Genomic DNA, 17934 nt, shown 5'->3' with positions numbered 1-17934 from the left:
ATCGATATATGACTGCTTCGACATTAACAATTAAGGACTTGCACGTTGAGATTGAAGGGAAAGAAATCTTAAAAGGTGTAAACCTAGAAATAAAAGGTGGAGAATTCCACGCAGTAATGGGACCAAACGGTACAGGTAAATCTACTTTATCTGCTGCTATCATGGGCCACCCTAAGTATGAAGTGACAAAAGGCAGCATCTTGCTTGATGGCGAAGATGTTCTTGAAATGGAAGTAGATGAGCGCGCTCAAGCGGGTCTTTTCCTTGCAATGCAATATCCATCTGAAATTAGTGGTGTGACAAATGCAGACTTCCTTCGTTCGGCTATTAACGCACGCAGAGAAGAAGGCGATGAAATCTCTCTCATGAAATTCATCCGCAAAATGGACGAAAACATGGAATTCCTTGAAATGGACCCAGATATGGCACAACGCTACCTAAACGAAGGTTTCTCAGGCGGGGAGAAAAAACGTAACGAAATTCTTCAATTAATGATGATTGAACCAAAAATCGCCATCCTTGACGAAATCGATTCTGGTCTTGATATCGATGCGCTGAAAGTTGTTTCTAAAGGAATTAATAAAATGCGCGGCGAAAGCTTCGGCTGCTTAATGATCACTCACTATCAGCGTTTATTGAACTACATCACACCAGATCACGTTCATGTCATGATGCAAGGACGTATTGTGAAATCTGGCGGACCAGAACTCGCGCAGCGTCTAGAAGCAGAAGGTTATGACTGGATTAAAAAAGAGTTAGGAATTGAAGACGAAACTGTTGGTCAAGAAGCGTAAGCGTTAGGAGGATTATTGATGACATTAGAAACGAAATTATCAGTAGATCAAGATTATGTCAAAAGCTTCTCCGAGAAGCATCAGGAACCGGCATGGATGAGTTCCCTTCGCTTACAGGCTCTTGAAAAAGCAGAAGACCTTCCAATGCCAAAGCCTGACAAAACGAATATTTCTAAATGGAATTTAACCAATTTCAAACAGCATACAGTCGAAAGTGCGCCATTTGGATCTTTAGAAGAGCTTCCTGAAGAAGTGAAGTCTCTTATTGATTTAGAGGACACAGATAAGACAGTCTACATTCAGCGTGATCAAACGCCAGCATACTTGTCTCTTTCTAATGAAGCAAAAGACAAAGGCGTGATCTTCACTGATATCCATACTGCGATTCGCGAACATGGAGACCTAGTGAAGAAATATTTCATGACTGATGCAGTGAAAGTGGATGAGCACAAACTAACAGCTCTACATGCTGCTTTAGTGAATGGCGGAGCTTTCCTCTATGTACCGAAAAACGTAGAGCTTGAAGCACCAATTCAAGCCGTTTATCTTCATGAAAATGACGAAACAACGTTGTTCAACCATGTCATCGTTGTAGCAGACGATCATAGTGCTGTGACATATGTCGAAAACTACATCAGTACGGCAACACCAGAAGAAGCGATCTTCAATATCGTGTCTGAAGTCTTCACAGGTGCAAATGCCCGCGTCACTTACGGTGCAGTGGATAACCTTGCAGAAGGTGTGACAGTCTATGTGAATAGACGTGGTATGGCAAATGGACGTGACAGTAAAATCGAATGGGCGCTTGGCCTGATGAATGATGGAGACGTCGTGTCTGAAAACATCACGAAGCTTATGGGCGACGGTACATTCGGTGATACAAAATCAGTTGTTGTTGGCCGCGGGAATCAAACGGAAAACTTCACAACAAGCATCATCCACTTCGGTAAAAACTCTGAAGGGTATATCTTGAAGCATGGTGTCATGAAGGATCAAGCATCTTCTATCTTTAACGGGATTGGTAAAATCGAGCATGGCGCAACGAAGTCAAATGCGGAGCAAGAATCTCGTGTTCTCATGCTGAGTGAGAAAGCACGCGGTGACGCTAACCCAATTCTTTTAATCGATGAAGATGATGTAACAGCAGGGCATGCTGCTTCTGTTGGGCGTGTTGATCCAATTCAACTCTATTACCTCATGAGCCGTGGGATTTCCAAAGAAGATGCAGAAAGACTTGTCATTTATGGCTTCTTAAATCCAGTCGTCAAAGAACTGCCGATTGAAGGAGTTAAAAAGCAGCTCGTTTCTGTGATTGAAAGGAAAGTAAAATAATGAATATCAAAGACGTTCGTGAGCAGTTTCCAATCCTTCATCAGCAAGTGAACGGACATGATTTGGTGTATTTGGACAGTGCAGCGACATCTCAAAAACCACGAGTTGTCATTGATGCAATGAATGAGTATTACCGGTCTTACAACTCGAACGTCCACCGGGGTGTTCATACCCTTGGCACAAGAGCAACGGACGCATACGAGGGTGCAAGAGAGAAAGTTCGAGCATTCATTGGCGCTTCTTCTGTCCAGGAGATTATTTTTACTAGAGGTACAACAACAGCACTGAACACAGTGGCAATCAGCTATGCTAGAGCAAACCTTAAAGAAGGCGATGAGATCGTTATTACGCATATGGAACATCATGCGAACATCATCCCTTGGCAGCAGGCAGCAAAAGCAACTGGCGCCACATTGAAATATATTCCGTTACAGGAAGACGGCACGCTGTCGCTTGAAGATGTGAAGCAAACCATCACACATCAAACGAAAATCGTTGCTGTCACACATGTCTCAAACGTATTAGGAACCATCAACCCAATTAAAGACATCGCAAAGATTGCTCACGATCACGGTGCAATTATCGTCGTCGATGGTGCCCAGAGCACCCCTCACATGCAAATTGATGTTCAGGACTTGGATTGCGACTTTTTCGCCTTCTCTGGGCATAAAATGTGTGGACCGACTGGCATTGGTGTTCTTTACGGGAAGAAGGACCTTTTGAATAATATGGAGCCTGCTGAGTTTGGCGGTGAAATGATCGACTTTGTGGATCTATATGATTCTACATGGAAAGAGCTGCCGTGGAAATTTGAAGCGGGAACACCGATTATTGCAGGAGCAATTGGGCTCGGAAAAGCGATTGATTTCTTAAATGACATCGGAATGGAAGAAGTCAGCCGTTACGAGCATCAGCTTGCGACTTATGCACTTGAGCGCTTTAAGGAGCTTGAAGGTGCCACGGTTTACGGACCGCAGCACCGAGCTGGACTTGTGACGTTTAACTTAGACGACGTCCATCCTCATGATGCCTCAACTGTTCTAGATACGGAAGGTGTCGCCATTCGTGCTGGACATCACTGTGCACAGCCGCTCATGAAATGGCTTGGTGTATCAGCGACTGCAAGAGCAAGCTTCTATCTGTACAATACAGAAGAGGAGATTGACGAGCTCATGGCAGCGCTCCGTAAGACAAAGGAGTATTTTACGAATGTCTTTTAATGTAAACTTAGACACATTGTACAGACAAGTGATTATGGATCATTATAAAAATCCGAGAAACAAAGGTGTGTTAAACGACAGCATTGTCGTCGATATGAACAACCCTACGTGTGGTGACCGCATTCGTCTCACGATGAAAATCGAAGACGAAAAAGTCATCGATGCGAAATTTGAAGGAGAAGGATGCTCGATTTCGATGGCATCTGCCTCTATGATGACGCAGGCGATTAAAGGGAAAGATATTGAAACAGCTTTGAAAATGTCTCAGATTTTCTCCGATATGATGCTAGGAAAAGAATACGACGATTCCATTGATCTTGGTGACATTGAGGCGCTGCAGGGAGTCGCAAAATTCCCAGCGCGCATCAAATGTGCAACATTATCCTGGAAGGCGCTTGAAAAAGGCGCATCTGCCGAAGATAACGGCAAATCATAAGATTGGAGTGAAAATGGATGGCTAAAAAAATGCCAGATGTTGGTGAATATAAATACGGCTTTTCTGATAAAGACGTTTCCATTTTCCGTTCAGAGCGCGGACTGACAAAAGAGATCGTTGAAGAAATTTCTCGTATGAAAGAAGAGCCTCAGTGGATGCTCGACTTCCGTCTGAAATCTCTTGAGCACTTTTACAACATGCCGATGCCACAATGGGGCGGAGATTTAAATGCATTAAACTTTGATGAAATTACGTACTACGTAAAACCATCAGAACGCTCTGAGCGTTCTTGGGATGAAGTACCAGAAGAAATCAAACAAACCTTTGATAAGCTTGGAATCCCTGAAGCAGAGCAAAAGTACTTAGCAGGTGTATCTGCTCAGTATGAATCTGAAGTTGTGTATCACAACATGAAGCAAGATCTTGAAGATCTAGGCATTGTGTTTAAAGATACAGACAGTGCATTAAAAGAGAACGAAGACATCTTCCGTGAGCACTGGGCAAAAGTCATTCCTCCGACTGACAACAAATTTGCTGCGCTTAACTCGGCTGTATGGTCTGGTGGTTCATTCATCTACGTACCAAAAGGCGTAAAAGTAGATACACCACTTCAAGCATACTTCCGAATCAACTCTGAGAACATGGGTCAGTTCGAGCGTACACTGATCATCGTTGATGAAGGCGCACATGTGCATTACGTAGAAGGCTGTACAGCTCCAGTTTACACAACAAACTCACTTCATAGTGCGGTTGTTGAAATCATCGTCAAAAAAGGCGGCTACTGCCGTTATACGACGATTCAAAACTGGGCAAACAACGTCTTCAACCTTGTGACAAAACGTACAGTATGTGAAGAGAATGCAACAATGGAATGGATTGATGGAAACATCGGTTCTAAGCTGACAATGAAATACCCAGCTGTCATCTTAAAAGGTGAAGGCGCTCGTGGTATGACATTAAGTATTGCCCTAGCAGGTAAAGGTCAGCACCAAGATGCAGGTGCAAAAATGATTCACCTTGCACCAAACACATCTTCAACGATCGTATCGAAATCGATTTCGAAACAAGGCGGTAAAGTCACATACCGCGGAATCGTTCACTTCGGACGCAAAGCAGAGGGTGCACGCTCAAACATCGAGTGTGACACACTCATCATGGATAACAAATCAACATCTGATACGATCCCTTACAATGAAATCTTAAACGACAACATTTCATTAGAGCACGAAGCGAAGGTATCAAAAGTATCAGAAGAGCAGCTATTCTACTTGATGAGCCGCGGAATTTCTGAAGAAGAAGCAACAGAAATGATCGTCATGGGCTTCATCGAGCCATTCACAAAAGAACTGCCAATGGAATACGCCGTTGAAATGAACCGTTTGATTAAGTTTGAAATGGAAGGTTCTATTGGTTAATAAATAAAAAACCTTTATATATCAGGGGTTTGAGAGGATTTCATATCGTGCCAAATTTGTGCCAGGTTGAAATTATCTTTTAGTGTAGGAGGCGAACTTTTTTAGTTCGTCTTCTTCAATTTTTTCAGTAATATTAAGATAAGTGTCGACAGTTGTTTTGATGGTTTTATGCCCCAAACGATTTGATGCATATTGAAGGCTTGCACCTGATTCAAGCAGTAGAACGGCATGAGTATGCCTAAAGAGTCAGTAGCCGGATTTCTCCATCTCATTCGGCTGATTCAATAAATTCCTGTTCAGGCAGTATGGGGGCAAAGGAGGAATAACAATGTACACTATGATTGAAGAAGGATGGAAAGCATATTATCGCCAATATCGGCAGAAACCAGAAAACAAGAAAAAAGGCTAGTATCCTATCAAGTTCATCGTTCAGCCAATTATATGGAATATCGAAAATCCAAATTAAAGGATGTTAATAAAAAAATGTTTTGTTCAAAAGGCTTGAGAAGTTAGGCGGAAAGACTTAAGCCTAATATGTCATTTAGTTTTAATAGCTTTTTGTTATTTTTAATTGAAAACAACCCCTCCAATCGTTTAGCAGCTATTTTATGTAGTTGCTCTTTTTATTGAATTAAAGGGACAGGATAGTTGAAGAAGGAAGGTTCGTAACATAAACTAAATATGTACATAAATATTGAAGGATTGTTAGAAAAGAAACCTACTATACCTGGTTCAATAATCAAGATAGGGGAAACATTTTCTGAAAGGAATGAAAGGAAATTAATATGAGTGAAACAATGCAGCGGATTAATCAATTTAGAGATGAGCGCAATTGGCGGCAATTTCATAATGAAAAAGATTTGGCAATTTCCATCTCTTTAGAAGCAAATGAATTATTGGAATTATTTCAATGGAAAACACCAGAAGAATCCAAAGAAAATCCTGAGCGACTTAAAGAAGAACTGGCAGATGTGCTGATTTACTCTTATATGATGGCTGATAATCTGGGATTTGATATTGATGAAATCATCGCAGAAAAATTGATTAAAAATGCTGAGAAATATCCAGTTCCTAAAAGCTTTGGTCAAAAAAAGAAATATAATGAACTGGATGAGGTGGATTAAGCAATGGCTAAGTACAACTGTATAACATTGAAAGTGAAAAATGGAGAATTGGAAGGTTTCGATAAACTTCGCCAGTCTGAACAAAATATTCTTAGAAATGGCAATGTCGTTTATATCTACAAAGGTACGAAGTCGAAAAAGGTTTACATTGGACAAACGAAACACTTTACTGAGCGGAATAGGCAGCACTACAATGGTCAAGAGGAAAAATTTAATATAGCAGATTTCGACCAAGTAATGATTCTTATTTCATCCTATTTCAACGGTTCAGCCTTAGATGATGTCGAAAGCCAGCTGATAACCTACTTTATGGCCGACAATCCAAAATCTAAAAAGCAGCTGGTTCAATATGATAATGATGAGATTATTAATCGAACCTATGGCAACAGTGTCAATGACTACCGAGAACGAGAAAAGGTTGCTTCAGAAGTTATTTTACCTTTTTGGGAAAAAGAGCTATACCCTAATGGATGGGTAAGCACAAAGACTTTAGAGGAGTTGCGCAATGGTGCACTGGTCAAATATAGCCCAATCAAAGAATTAACAAACCAGCAAATGGGCTTTCTTGAAGAGATTGAATCGAATCCTGATAAAAGCTTTGTGATTAATGGGGATGCAGGGACTGGCAAAACCGTATTGCTGACTCATTTGGTCGCTAAACTATTGAAAGAAAAACCTAATCAGCGAATAGCAGTCGTTTTGCAGCCTAATTGGATTAAAACGGCAAAGGATATCTTTAGAGTATATGGAATGAACAACAGTAACCTGACACTTGCTACCTCGACACAGTTGATTAATGCCGATGAAAATTATGATGTTGTAATTGTTGACGAATCTCATAAGCTTTCTAGAAAATTTTCCAAGCAAATGGCATCCTTCAACAAAGTGTATAAGGGAAGATTTGCCCAGGATGATAACCACTTGGAGTCTTTAAAAAAAATAGGCCGTCAAATCGTGTTAATGTATGACGTATTGCAAGCTATTCGCCCTGCCAATATGACACGTGTGCAATTCAAAGAAGCAACCAAAGACTTTGAACAGAGATACTTAACAACACAATTTAGAATCCAAGCTCCAGCAGGAAAGAACTATTCATCAGAAGACTTCGTAAATGGTATTAAATATCTATTGTATAAGGATACAGGTCTATTAAAACAAACGAATTTTAACCCGAAATTTGACAAAGCTGTGTTCCAAGATAGTAATGCTGATGCTTATTTTGGCTATTTTGAAACGGAACCTTTAAAGAATTTGATTGATTGGGTAGAAGAAGACAGAAATTTCAATCCTGAACATATAAACCGTGTGCTAGGTGGATTAGTTGAACCTTGGAAGCAGGCTGATGGCAAAGACCCGTTAATCACTCATTGGCATGAAGGAAATATCAAACGAAGATGGAATTCCACTCAAGAAAATTGGATTAATTCAGTGGATGCCGATGCTGAGGATCAGATTGGCTCCGTTTTTGCAGTCCAGGGTATCGATTTGAATAAAGTCGGTGTTTTAGTCGGCAATGATCTTCAAGTCGATGCAAAGGGACGGTTATTCGGCAATCCAGAGAATTTTCATAATGTAAACGGCAAGTTCTCCAAAGACGATGAAAGCCCTGAAAATGCACATGAATTTACCTTATTTGTGTTGAATATTTACTATATTCTGATGACTAGAGGAATTGACGGGATTCGGCTGGGATTCTGGAAAAATGATGCATTTAAAAAGTATATGGAGGAAGTATTGGAGATTAAATAAGTACCTGATATTTTGCATGCTTGACTAACGGGTGCTTTATCTCAATAAGAACACCTTAAAAAAATGAAAAAAACTCACAGCGGCGACCGTGAGTTCTTACTGTAAAATCCTTGTTTTATGTGACTTCAGACAATGGCAACGCAATGCCAAATTCGTGCCATGTTGAAATTACTTTTCAGTGCAGGAGGCGAACTTTTTAAGTTCGTCTTCTTCTTTTTTAGTAATATCAAGATAATAATTGTTATTGAACGAACGGGTTAGGGGAAGAACTAACAATTTGATTTGACTGGGATAATTGACGATGATATAAAATAAGACATCTAAGTGTCTTATGTACTTTCAAATCAAACACACCGATAAATTAGAATTTTATGCTCCCTTAATCCGATGTCCGACAATCGTTATCTCATTGGCTTAGTGCATCTTGACAAGTGCAGTTAATTTAATCGATATCTGAAAATATGTGATTAAAAAATTCCAGCAGTTTTAAGAAATTTCATTTCCTTTTCGTATGTATTACAAGTATACGGAATTTCGAATAAAGGTATATTATGTGACTTTGCATATTTACGTTTTAATTCGTCATTCTTTACTTGATACTCAAATTGTGAAACACCACCGAACTCATCTACAGGCTTATAATGTTGTTCACCTTGACACTCAATAAGACATTTAATGCTATTATCTGAACCGAGAATAGCAAAGTCATAACGCAACAATTTCTTTTGCCCTACACCATATAAGTCTTGAAACTCAACCTCAACTCTATATGCTACATTCTGTTTTCTTAGTATTTTAATAGTTCGCCATTGAAATGATGAAATGTTATGACAGTCACAAAAAGCATTACAATAATATCCATCCATCGCTCTAGACCCGTATGCATCAATTTTTATCTCAAAATCTGATGATTTAAATTCATATTCTTTACCACACAGATAGCAACGACATTTATATAACTTATATACAATACATTTGCCAGCTCCAGCTCCCTTTTTTCGTTTGTCATATGTAATAGGTATTCCCTCATAATTTTCATTAATACATTCTAATATCTCTAATGATTCATGTGTGGTATTGGAATAATCAATATGATAGCTTTCGTCTTTTACTCTGGGATATGAAGCTACTCTCTTTTTAATACGCTCTTGCTTTAACCCACAACTTTTATCTTCTCCTATACCTTCAAACCCTTCACAATCTCTCCATCTTTTTCCTGAAAAATCAGTCTCAACCATATAAACTACTTTTCCACATTTACACTGACATTTATATAGCTTATGAGACTTGTAACGTTGTATCCATTCATCAAAAGTATCTACAGATTCAATATTATTATTAGGATTTTCCCTCCCATTTATAAACTTTTGCTTATCTTGTTCTAGTTTTACAATTCTATCTTTAGCAACTTCTTCTTGATATGCTTCAAAACCAGCGATTATAGTAAAACATCCATGTTTCGTTCCAATAGACAATAGCCTGTCCAAGTATTTCCAGCCTCCCCATTTATAATAAAGATATTAACGATCTATCGAATAGCTATGTATTTTATAACAACTTTACCATCTTTCTCTTATAATGTGTTAATTTGCTTTGCCGTGAGTGCTTACTGTAAAGTCCTGATTTTATATGATTTTTCCAATGCCAACACCGTGCCAATAACATGCCAAGTTTGTGCCAAGTTAAAATTATAATCCATTTTATACGATTTAAAGAAATAGCTATATATCAAGGGTTTGGGCTACCTTTTTATAAATCAATTCGTGCCATTTCGGGTAAAATTAATCAAATTCGAGATGGAAGGTTCAATCTGTTAATAAAGACATTGAAACACAACGCTTTTGAAGGCATTTAATTTCGAGTGATATCGTTATGATACCATTTGTTAATTAAAGACCTTCATGGTGTTGTGTTTTTTTTATGTAAATGTGGAGAAGTATACAGTATTCTTCCTGGAATGACAGATTAATCTAGTTCGTGAAGTCAGGCCCATTAAAGCCATTATATTTTGTAGCATCAAACTTTTTTCTAAATATACATAAATACTTGCCCTGAATAAATTAGTACTGTATAGTTCTAATTATGACAAAGGCAAAATTAATAAATCAAAAACGGGTACTTGAAGTAGCTGCAACTTTATTTTTAGAAAAAGGGTTTGCTTATACAAGTATGGATGAATTAGTTCGTGTAAGCAAAGTGTCAAAGTCTAATGTGTACTATCACTTTTCTAATAAGGAAGAATTATTAGAAGGGGTCGTTGATTATTGGATTGATATGTATCAAGCTGCAATGGATGACGTACTGTCTCAGACCCAATTTTCAGTTGAAGATCAAATTCAATTGTTTTTAAAGCAATTATCACAAGGCGTTCAGTCTAGAGATTATAAGGGGAGCTGTCCATTTATTACTCTTTATATTCAAAGCCCTGTAAAGGCCACACAAATAAAAGAAAAAATAGGTCTTTTTTTCACAGGATTACAAGAGAAAGTTTCTCTATTACTGAAACAAGGGGTAGAGAATGGGGAATTCAGACATACGATTCAGATTGATGAGGTGGCATCACTTTTTATGACGAATCTTGAAGGAGCGTTATTTATTTCAGAAACATTGAAAGATGCCACTGTCATTACAAAAACAGCAGATCATTTATTTAACTTGCTTCGATAACAGAAGCATTTTTTTTACATCAAATTAGTACTGGTTAGTACTAAAAAGGAGACCTCATATGAAAACAGTATTTTTAATTGGTGGAACAGGGTTTATCGGAAAGCAATTAGTCGAAGAATTAGCGAAAGAGAATGTGAACATTCTTCTTTTAGTGAGGTCAAAAATTAAAGCAACACGCATTTTTCAAGAAAGAGGTATTTTAAAAGAGTCAGTGATGCACTTTGTTGAAGGTGATTTGACGAAAGTCGATTTGGGTCTAAGTGCTGAAGATCAGGAGAGGGTATTGAAAACGGATGTGATCATTCACGCAGGAGGCCCGATGGATATTCAAGCAACCAGTAAAGAGGCAGCTTCTATCTTTTTGAATGGCGCCAAACACATTAGTGAGTTAGCTAAAAGTATTCATCAATCGAAGGGCTTGCAGCAATTTATCCATGTTGTCGGTTATATGAGTCCCTTTGATGATCAAAATAGCAAGATTGCCATCGACGTGTTTGAAGAAGGGAACGATTACTTGAAAATAAAAAATCCTTATGAGAGAACAAAGTTTTTAGCAGATCTTTATATTCGTCAACAGGCATCAGCAGTAGGTTATCCGCTTTCTGTCATTAATCCGCCAACTGTCGTTGGTAGTAGTCAAACAGGGAGTACAGAGCAAATTGCAGGATTGGGTTTGCTTGTAAAGAGTATGCGAAGAGGGCTCATGCCGGTGATTCCTGGAGGTAAGGACTATCGGTTACCACTTATTTCAAACGATGAGTTTGCGAAGTTTATTGTACAGGTTTTCAAGTTGGAGCAGCCGGCTATTCAAACATATACACTTGTTGAAGACAAAGAGCATGATCAGAACGTTGCTGGACTATTAAGTATGATGTCAGAAAGTATGAATATGAAGGCACCTAGCATCTCTGTCCCAATGCCACTGATGAAAGCTATCATGAAGAGTGGTGTAAGTAAACTCACAAACATTCCTTCTGACGGATTGAATTTTATGACAAAACGAACGTTTTCAAATGCTTCAGTGAAAAAAATAATGGGAGAAGATTGGTTTAAGAAGACGAGTGTCATGACATTTTTCCCTGCTGTAGTAGCAGATCTAGATTATCGAATGATGGATCAAAATGGTGAGCACCAACATTTATTTAAACGAACATTATGCGATAATAACACCCTTTACCAATTACAAGGAGCAGGGAAGCCGTTTATTTTATTACATGGTTTATTGAGTGATGGAGAAGATTTATTTCCTTTAGCACAAGAGCTTCATGAGAAAACAGGTCAACCTGTATGGATTTTGGACCTTCCTGGTTTGGGGCGTTCTCCATTTAAACGAGAGAAACATCTTCTAGATATCTATTTGAATGTAGTGAAAAAAGTAATAGAGAAAGCGACGAATGGTGCACATCTAATCGGCCATTCATTCGGTGCGTATATTCTTTTGGAAGCATTGGGGCAAGGGTACATAGATAAGAAGTATTCCATCACTTTACTTCAGCCGCCTGTTGCTAAACAAAAGGCAAATTCACTATATGTTCCTCAATTTCTGAACAAATGGACATTAAGATTGGCAACGACTCATTTGATAGAGCGTTATGTGTTAAGAAATGGTTTGTTTGAAAGCACGGAGAGCATCCCTAAACATTATATTGAAAAAATCAGAAACAGCTTTACTTCTCCTAGAATTTTAAATACGACGGTTCAGCTTAACCATTTATTACTGAAAACCGATCAAGGTGACTTTAAAGAAGTTACAAAGGATAACATACACATGATTTGGGGGGAGTATGATAGAGGCTATTCTGCGCCATCGCATCTTGGGAAGGTTGATTTTGTTCCGTATGGCCACCATTTCCCTCTTAGCCATCCGAGTGAAACGGCAGCATTAGTCATCAATAATATTTGTACTAGCAGATAGGAGTCACCCCAAAACGAAAAAATGAGAATGATGACAAGTGAGCAAAATTTTTCGTTCTGGGTCTTTAAAGGTTAACGAGGTGCATAAAACGCATCTAAGGTTTTCGTCATATCATCAGATGCAGATTGTAAGATAGTCCTTTGATCTAAAATCGCTGTTCCTTGTGCCCGGACAATATGAAATTGTTGAAAACCCATCAAGTTTTGGAATATTTCCTTTAGATAATAATATGAAAATTCCAGTGGTGTGTACCGATCGTTATTTGTGAAAATTGAGCCACTTGCTTGAAGCAAAAGTACACGATAATCATCAGTCATCAGACCAACTGAACCCTCTTCTGTATACTTAAACGTTTCTCTCGCAATAAAGATATTATCTATATAATCTTTCATTCGTGAAGTCACATTGAAATTATGAACAGGTGATACAATCACAATTCGATGATGTGCTTTGAATTGAGCCAATAGAGCAGATGAAGCAGCGGCGATTTTTTCTTCGGCAGCTGTTAATGATTGTTCAGATGCTTGCTTATCCCAAATTCCTAGCAGCTGGTCTATTTCGATACGAGGAATTTCAGTTCCATATAAATGTAAAATGGTTGGTTCCTCATGAGGAAATCTTTCTTTAAACTGCTTTAAAAATAGTGTTTGCAGTTTGTTTGAATAACTTTCTCGATGAGTGAAATCTGGGTGCGCGTTAATGATTAGTGTTTGCATATACATGCTCCTTTTCTTTTGATAAACTGAGTATAAAATAAAAAGGTGACACAACATGGCACCTTTTTCAGAAGGAAAATCAAATGAAAAAATCAGAACGATTAAACCAAGAGCTTATTTTTTTAAGCGATAAATACTCATTTCAATTAAAAGATTTAGAAGCGGAATTCGGTATTTCTAAACGTACGGCTTTAAGAGATATGGAAGAGCTAGAGTCCATGGGCTTAGCTTTTTATGTTGAAAATGGCAGACATGGAGGATATCGGCTCGTGAATCAATCTCCATTGGTTCCGATCTATTTTCAAATAGATGAAGTTCAAGCCATTTTTTTCGCTCTTAAAGCCCTAGATCTGTTGTCAGCAACACCGTTTAAAAAGTCTTACTCACAGATTCGTCAAAAACTGTTTGCTACAATGTCTGATGAGAGAAAACATCGGATCACGGAGATTTTGGATGTGATTCATTACTATCATGTCGCGCCAGTGAGTGAACAAAATCATTTGGATTTGATATTGCAGGCAATGATGGAAGATCAAATCGTGAAGATGACATACACTCAATATGAACATAAAAGGATCAGGCTACAATTTCTTGAGTTGTTTTATCGAAATGGAATTTGGTTTACCGAAGCATTTGATGTTCAGAATAAAAAGTGGGGCGTCTACAGATGTGATTGTATGACGGACATGATGATCGAAGAAGAAACGAAAGACACTTTTACGAAGGAAGAATTAAAAGCACTGCAGCTCGAGTACGAAAAAACCTATCATGATATCTCTTTTAAATGTCGATTAACGGAACAAGGGAAAGAGAAGTTTTTGAAGAATCATTATCCGAATATGAGATTGGAGATCATTGAAGATACGCCTTATATTGTAGGGGGATACAACCAAGAAGAATTATCGTATATGACTCACTATTTGATCTCATTTGGGAAACATGTGAAAATTGAATACCCCGATGAATTAAAAGAGAGTTATTTGACTCAATTGCAAGAAATGATGGATCAATATTAAAAATGAACGGATTGTATCTGAATCACAAAAAACTTAACACATTAAAAAAAGGCGAACTGTCGTAATTCGCCTTTTTTCTATTACTTCGCCGCCTGAAATGTATTTGTTTTCGATTTGTCATTGATCTTTCCATACGTCAGCTGACGCCAGATAAATTCCATCGGTCCAGACTTAAATCGCTTTAACCATAACGTACTGAAAAGGACAAGGAAGGCATACACGCCAATGCCAATGAAGAACGTACCAGCGGGTTGAAGATGATCTGCAAGTCCGGCTCCATATTTCAGAAACAGCACTGTTCCAATGATCGAGTGAAGCAAATAGCAGGTCAGGGACATCCGTCCGACCTTGGTAAAAACCATCAAAGCACCTCGCAGCTGAGGAACGTGCAAAAACAGCATCGCGAGTGAACTCATATAGAACATACTGCCAGTTAATCCACCGTTTTGCTCAAGTGTAGAGACAATGTTCATCCATGGCGTATGTTCAAAAGGGGTGACCGCTGTCATAATCGTACTGCCTTGTGTGATAAGAAAAGCGATTGTACAAATCATCCAAATACGATTCCAAATCGCTTTTTTCGTCTCCATGTTTTTGAAAAACGACATTTTCACAAAATACACACCAAGTAAAAACATGAAGAACATCGAATAGACAGTGGAAAATGAGCTGGAAGCCATCGTGACCATATCGGCCCACCGGTCACCAATAGATGCTAAATAAGTCAGACTGTTGTGGCTAGTCAGCTCGAAATCAGCAAAATCCGGCTTGCCTGATGATCCTGTACTGATGGTGTTGAGCAGCATTGAGAAAAGAGGCGTGAGCAATTGAATCACAAAGAGTGTGATCAGCCAGTACAGGAGGGTTTTGGCTGTGCGTTTGTAAAAGAAAAGCAATAAGAAGCCCGCGACAGCATAATAGGTTAAAATATCTCCAATCCATACAAACGTGACATGCAGAAGACCAATCCCTAAGAGAATGGTTAATCTGCGAGCAAACAACTTGTTCGGGCTGTCCACCTTCTGAGCAGCTCGATCCATAAAAATCATAAACCCAACCCCGAATAGAAAGGAAAATAACGTAATGAATTTCCCTGAGGCGAACCAATTCACCAAGTTGTGAAATACATCATTAGACTCCATCTCAAATCCCTTGACCGAATCCACAATCAAAAAATAGTTGACCAAAATAATTCCCATTAAGGCGAATCCTCGTACGATGTCCAAGAAATGCACCCGTTCTTTAAGACTCATTGGTTGTCCGTGTTCTACCTTGCTTACATTCATATTAATGCTCCTTTTCATGTATTGGATCTAAAGATAGATCCTTCAATGAATCAATATACAGGTCAATTCTTAATCATTTATGAAGATCCAATTTTTTGAAAATAAATGTGACAACTTGATGGCAATTGATCATATTCATAAACACTTAAGATTTATGGTGTATCTTTTCACATAGCTAGATGATATATAGTAATAACATATAAGAATGAAGTCATGGAGGATGAGGTGAGAGAGATATGACCCATCGAATATTAGTTGTAGAGGATGATCAGGATATTAGTGACCTGTTGCAGGAATCTCTGACACGTACAGGGTATGAGGTGTTGAGAGCCATGAATGGCAAGCAGGCATTGTATGTTGTAGATGATTCGCTTGATTTGGTGATTTTGGATGTCATGATGCCAGGTATCTCCGGTATAGAAACGTGCCAGCAAATAAGAGCCTCCTCAAACGTTCCCATTTTATTTCTGACAGCCAGATCAAGTACATTGGATAAAACCGAAGGATTACTCGCTGGCGGAGATGATTATATGACAAAACCTTTTTCAGAAGAGGAGCTTCACGCTAGGGTCATGGCGCAATTGCGCAGATATACCATCTATCAGGAAAAAAAGGAACAGGAAGAAACCTATTTAGTTGGCGGTAGCCTGAAGGTGAGTGAGGAATTTAATGAAGTGTGGAAAAATGGGCAGCAAATCAAGTTATCTGATTTAGAATATCGGATATTAAAACTGCTCATGAACAAACGAAACAAAATATTTTCTGCTCAAAATATTTATGAAAGCGTGTGGGGCCAGCCTTATTTTTATTGTTCAAACAATACGGTCATGGTGCATATCCGAAAGCTGCGTGCCAAAATTGAAGATGACCCGGCTCGTCCCGTGTATATCAAAACAGAATGGGGGAGAGGATACCGGTTTGGCACATCGTAAATATACGCTGACCAAAAAGCTGTCACTGCTCATTTTGGTCGCTGCTATCGTAAGTGGTGTTGTCTTTTTGACACTGCAAAAGATCACCGATCACCTGATTGAAGGATATTTAAGTTCGGATGAGTACTATAAGGAAGAATCTGCTAGATACATTCAAACATTCAGCCGCTACGTTTCAGAACATGAGCTGACTTCAACGGATCGAAAAGCATTCGGTGAGTGGGTGAAAAAAGAAGATTATATTAATCTCACTGTTTACAAGGATGAAGTGCTTCAATATGACTCGATTTACTCTGCCGCTGATGAATCGGCCTATGGAAAAGAAAAGGTGACCGACTACGCAAAGCGTCATTCTTACCCGGTTCAATTTAGCGACGGAGAAGGTAGGGTTATGGTAGACGGGTTTTACTCCTCTCGATATCACGATCTCGCCTTTACACTAGAACTGCTTGGTGCAACACTCATTTTTCTCCTGATTGTGCTTGTTGGCATTCGCCGAAGCCTACGTTACTTGCAAACGATCCGTGAAGAGATTCATATTCTTGAAGGCGGTGAGCTCGATTATGAGATGACAGTGAAGGGGCATGATGAATTGGCCATGATTGCAAAGAGCATTGAGGATTTAAGAACAGCCTTTTTGGACAAGCTTCACGCTATTGATGATCTGCAGGAAGAGAGCCGCAGCTTGGTGACCGAAATGTCGCATGATATGAGGACCCCGCTGACATCACTCATCATGAATCTGGAATTTGCCAAAAAAGAGGAGGCTCTAGCGGATACCCGCAAGGAGCAATATATAGCGAGTGCGTATGGAAAAGCCCTGCAATTAAAGAATCTGTCTGACAATCTATTTGCCTATTTCCTGCTAGATAAAGATCACGAGTCAGAGCTTGAAACCGTTGCAGTGAAAGAAGTGATTTATGATCTTCTATCAGATCAGGTCGCCCTGCTGCATCAGGAGAATTTCACGGTCCATATTGTAGGCGAAATGCCGGATAGCTATATTAATGTGAATGTCGAGGAGCTTGGCAGAGTATTTGATAATGTGATGTCTAACTTACGTAAATACGCAGATCCTGAAAAGGACATTCAGATCACTTTTTTATCCGACCAAGATGTCTTTGAAATCCATGTGAGCAATGCGATAAAAAAGACAGACATCATCCCGGAAAGCAATGGACTCGGGGAACGAAGCATCAAGCGGATGATGTCCCGAATGCATGGACAGTTTGAAAGTTTAGAAAAACACGATACCTACTACATCGTACTGCGATTTTGGAATACCAAAATGTAGAGAGCAAAAACAACATCATGGAATGGGGAAACAATCTG

Annotated in this window: 15 protein-coding genes; 12 read left to right on the top strand and 3 right to left on the bottom strand. The window is 39.0% G+C overall.

Annotated features, from left to right (window positions below; genetic code table 11):
* The first annotated feature begins 8 nt into the window (after positions 1–8).
* From sufC to MHB38_RS15545, 7 genes are all read left to right on the top strand, one after another.
* The gene (gene sufC / locus MHB38_RS15575; RefSeq protein WP_007500355.1) at positions 9–794 is read left to right on the top strand and encodes a Fe-S cluster assembly ATPase SufC; all 786 of its coding nucleotides are present in this window, start codon (positions 9–11) and stop codon (positions 792–794) included.
* Positions 795–812: 18 nt separating this feature from the next.
* Positions 813–2126 (top strand): Fe-S cluster assembly protein SufD, encoded by a 1314-nt coding sequence (gene sufD / locus MHB38_RS15570; protein WP_017359290.1) that lies wholly within the window; start codon positions 813–815, stop codon positions 2124–2126.
* Complete coding sequence (locus MHB38_RS15565; RefSeq protein WP_035389339.1) at positions 2126–3346, top strand: cysteine desulfurase; 1221 nt, start codon at positions 2126–2128, stop codon at positions 3344–3346. Before sufD ends, MHB38_RS15565 begins: the two co-directional genes overlap by 1 nt.
* Complete coding sequence (gene sufU / locus MHB38_RS15560; protein WP_008347017.1) at positions 3336–3782, top strand: Fe-S cluster assembly sulfur transfer protein SufU; 447 nt, start codon at positions 3336–3338, stop codon at positions 3780–3782. The genes MHB38_RS15565 and sufU overlap by 11 nt, the downstream gene beginning before the upstream one ends.
* A 17-nt stretch (positions 3783–3799) precedes the next feature.
* The gene (gene sufB, locus MHB38_RS15555; RefSeq protein WP_007500362.1) at positions 3800–5197 is read left to right on the top strand and encodes a Fe-S cluster assembly protein SufB; all 1398 of its coding nucleotides are present in this window, start codon (positions 3800–3802) and stop codon (positions 5195–5197) included.
* Between the two features lie 785 nt (positions 5198–5982).
* Positions 5983–6321, top strand: coding sequence for a nucleotide pyrophosphohydrolase (locus tag MHB38_RS15550; protein ID WP_136944536.1), 339 nt, complete (start codon positions 5983–5985; stop codon positions 6319–6321).
* 3 nt (positions 6322–6324) lie between these two features.
* Positions 6325–8070 (top strand): DUF2075 domain-containing protein, encoded by a 1746-nt coding sequence (locus MHB38_RS15545; RefSeq protein ID WP_341003884.1) that lies wholly within the window; start codon positions 6325–6327, stop codon positions 8068–8070.
* Between the two features lie 467 nt (positions 8071–8537).
* Here the strand turns inward: MHB38_RS15545 and MHB38_RS15540 are convergent, their stop codons facing one another.
* Positions 8538–9557 carry a hypothetical protein gene (locus tag MHB38_RS15540; RefSeq protein WP_136944535.1) on the bottom strand — a complete coding sequence of 340 codons (1020 nt, stop codon included), beginning with the start codon at positions 9555–9557 and terminating at the stop codon, positions 8538–8540.
* 595 nt (positions 9558–10152) lie between these two features.
* Here MHB38_RS15540 and MHB38_RS15535 point away from each other — a divergent pair.
* Together MHB38_RS15535 and MHB38_RS15530 are read left to right on the top strand one after the other, a co-directional pair.
* Positions 10153–10737 (top strand): TetR/AcrR family transcriptional regulator, encoded by a 585-nt coding sequence (locus tag MHB38_RS15535; protein WP_182488914.1) that lies wholly within the window; start codon positions 10153–10155, stop codon positions 10735–10737.
* 58 nt (positions 10738–10795) lie between these two features.
* Positions 10796–12652 (top strand): alpha/beta fold hydrolase, encoded by a 1857-nt coding sequence (locus tag MHB38_RS15530; RefSeq protein ID WP_182488913.1) that lies wholly within the window; start codon positions 10796–10798, stop codon positions 12650–12652.
* 71 nt (positions 12653–12723) lie between these two features.
* Here the strand turns inward: MHB38_RS15530 and MHB38_RS15525 are convergent, their stop codons facing one another.
* Complete coding sequence (locus MHB38_RS15525) at positions 12724–13368, bottom strand: FMN-dependent NADH-azoreductase (RefSeq protein WP_341003880.1); 645 nt, start codon at positions 13366–13368, stop codon at positions 12724–12726.
* Between the two features lie 83 nt (positions 13369–13451).
* On the opposite strand from MHB38_RS15525, the gene MHB38_RS15520 reads away from it, so the two are divergent.
* On the top strand, positions 13452–14384 hold the full coding sequence (locus MHB38_RS15520) for a helix-turn-helix transcriptional regulator (RefSeq protein ID WP_255389802.1): 933 nt from the start codon (positions 13452–13454) through the stop codon (positions 14382–14384).
* Positions 14385–14464: 80 nt separating this feature from the next.
* Here the strand turns inward: MHB38_RS15520 and MHB38_RS15515 are convergent, their stop codons facing one another.
* Positions 14465–15670 carry a DUF418 domain-containing protein gene (locus MHB38_RS15515; protein ID WP_025207933.1) on the bottom strand — a complete coding sequence of 402 codons (1206 nt, stop codon included), beginning with the start codon at positions 15668–15670 and terminating at the stop codon, positions 14465–14467.
* A 236-nt stretch (positions 15671–15906) separates the two neighbouring features.
* On the opposite strand from MHB38_RS15515, the gene MHB38_RS15510 reads away from it, so the two are divergent.
* Together MHB38_RS15510 and MHB38_RS15505 are read left to right on the top strand one after the other, a co-directional pair.
* Positions 15907–16602 (top strand): response regulator transcription factor, encoded by a 696-nt coding sequence (locus MHB38_RS15510; protein WP_008347003.1) that lies wholly within the window; start codon positions 15907–15909, stop codon positions 16600–16602.
* Positions 16589–17896, top strand: a complete 1308-nt coding sequence (locus tag MHB38_RS15505; RefSeq protein ID WP_341003873.1) for a HAMP domain-containing sensor histidine kinase — start codon at positions 16589–16591, stop codon at positions 17894–17896. Before MHB38_RS15510 ends, MHB38_RS15505 begins: the two co-directional genes overlap by 14 nt.
* Positions 17897–17934: the final 38 nt, after the last annotated feature.

Source organism: Bacillus sp. FSL K6-3176 (genome assembly GCF_038003325.1).
Classification (GTDB): Bacteria; Bacillota; Bacilli; order Bacillales; family Bacillaceae; genus Bacillus; species Bacillus altitudinis.
The sequence above is the reverse complement of the archived record's forward strand: the minus strand, read 5'-3'. Positions and strand labels throughout refer to the sequence as shown.

What these genes read in the sequence shown, in the direction of transcription:
- MHB38_RS15550 (WP_136944536.1), top strand. Translation starts at nt 5,983, where the DNA reads ATGAGTGAAACAATGCAGCGGATTAATCAATTTAGAGATGAGCGCAAT.
- sufD (WP_017359290.1), top strand. Translation starts at nt 813, where the DNA reads ATGACATTAGAAACGAAATTATCAGTAGATCAAGATTATGTCAAAAGC.
- MHB38_RS15565 (WP_035389339.1), top strand. Translation starts at nt 2,126, where the DNA reads ATGAATATCAAAGACGTTCGTGAGCAGTTTCCAATCCTTCATCAGCAA.
- MHB38_RS15515 (WP_025207933.1), bottom strand. Translation starts at nt 15,670, where the DNA reads ATGAATGTAAGCAAGGTAGAACACGGACAACCAATGAGTCTTAAAGAA.
- MHB38_RS15510 (WP_008347003.1), top strand. Translation starts at nt 15,907, where the DNA reads ATGACCCATCGAATATTAGTTGTAGAGGATGATCAGGATATTAGTGAC.
- MHB38_RS15545 (WP_341003884.1), top strand. Translation starts at nt 6,325, where the DNA reads ATGGCTAAGTACAACTGTATAACATTGAAAGTGAAAAATGGAGAATTG.
- MHB38_RS15535 (WP_182488914.1), top strand. Translation starts at nt 10,153, where the DNA reads ATGACAAAGGCAAAATTAATAAATCAAAAACGGGTACTTGAAGTAGCT.
- MHB38_RS15525 (WP_341003880.1), bottom strand. Translation starts at nt 13,368, where the DNA reads ATGCAAACACTAATCATTAACGCGCACCCAGATTTCACTCATCGAGAA.
- MHB38_RS15520 (WP_255389802.1), top strand. Translation starts at nt 13,452, where the DNA reads ATGAAAAAATCAGAACGATTAAACCAAGAGCTTATTTTTTTAAGCGAT.
- sufU (WP_008347017.1), top strand. Translation starts at nt 3,336, where the DNA reads ATGTCTTTTAATGTAAACTTAGACACATTGTACAGACAAGTGATTATG.
- MHB38_RS15530 (WP_182488913.1), top strand. Translation starts at nt 10,796, where the DNA reads ATGAAAACAGTATTTTTAATTGGTGGAACAGGGTTTATCGGAAAGCAA.
- sufC (WP_007500355.1), top strand. Translation starts at nt 9, where the DNA reads ATGACTGCTTCGACATTAACAATTAAGGACTTGCACGTTGAGATTGAA.
- sufB (WP_007500362.1), top strand. Translation starts at nt 3,800, where the DNA reads ATGGCTAAAAAAATGCCAGATGTTGGTGAATATAAATACGGCTTTTCT.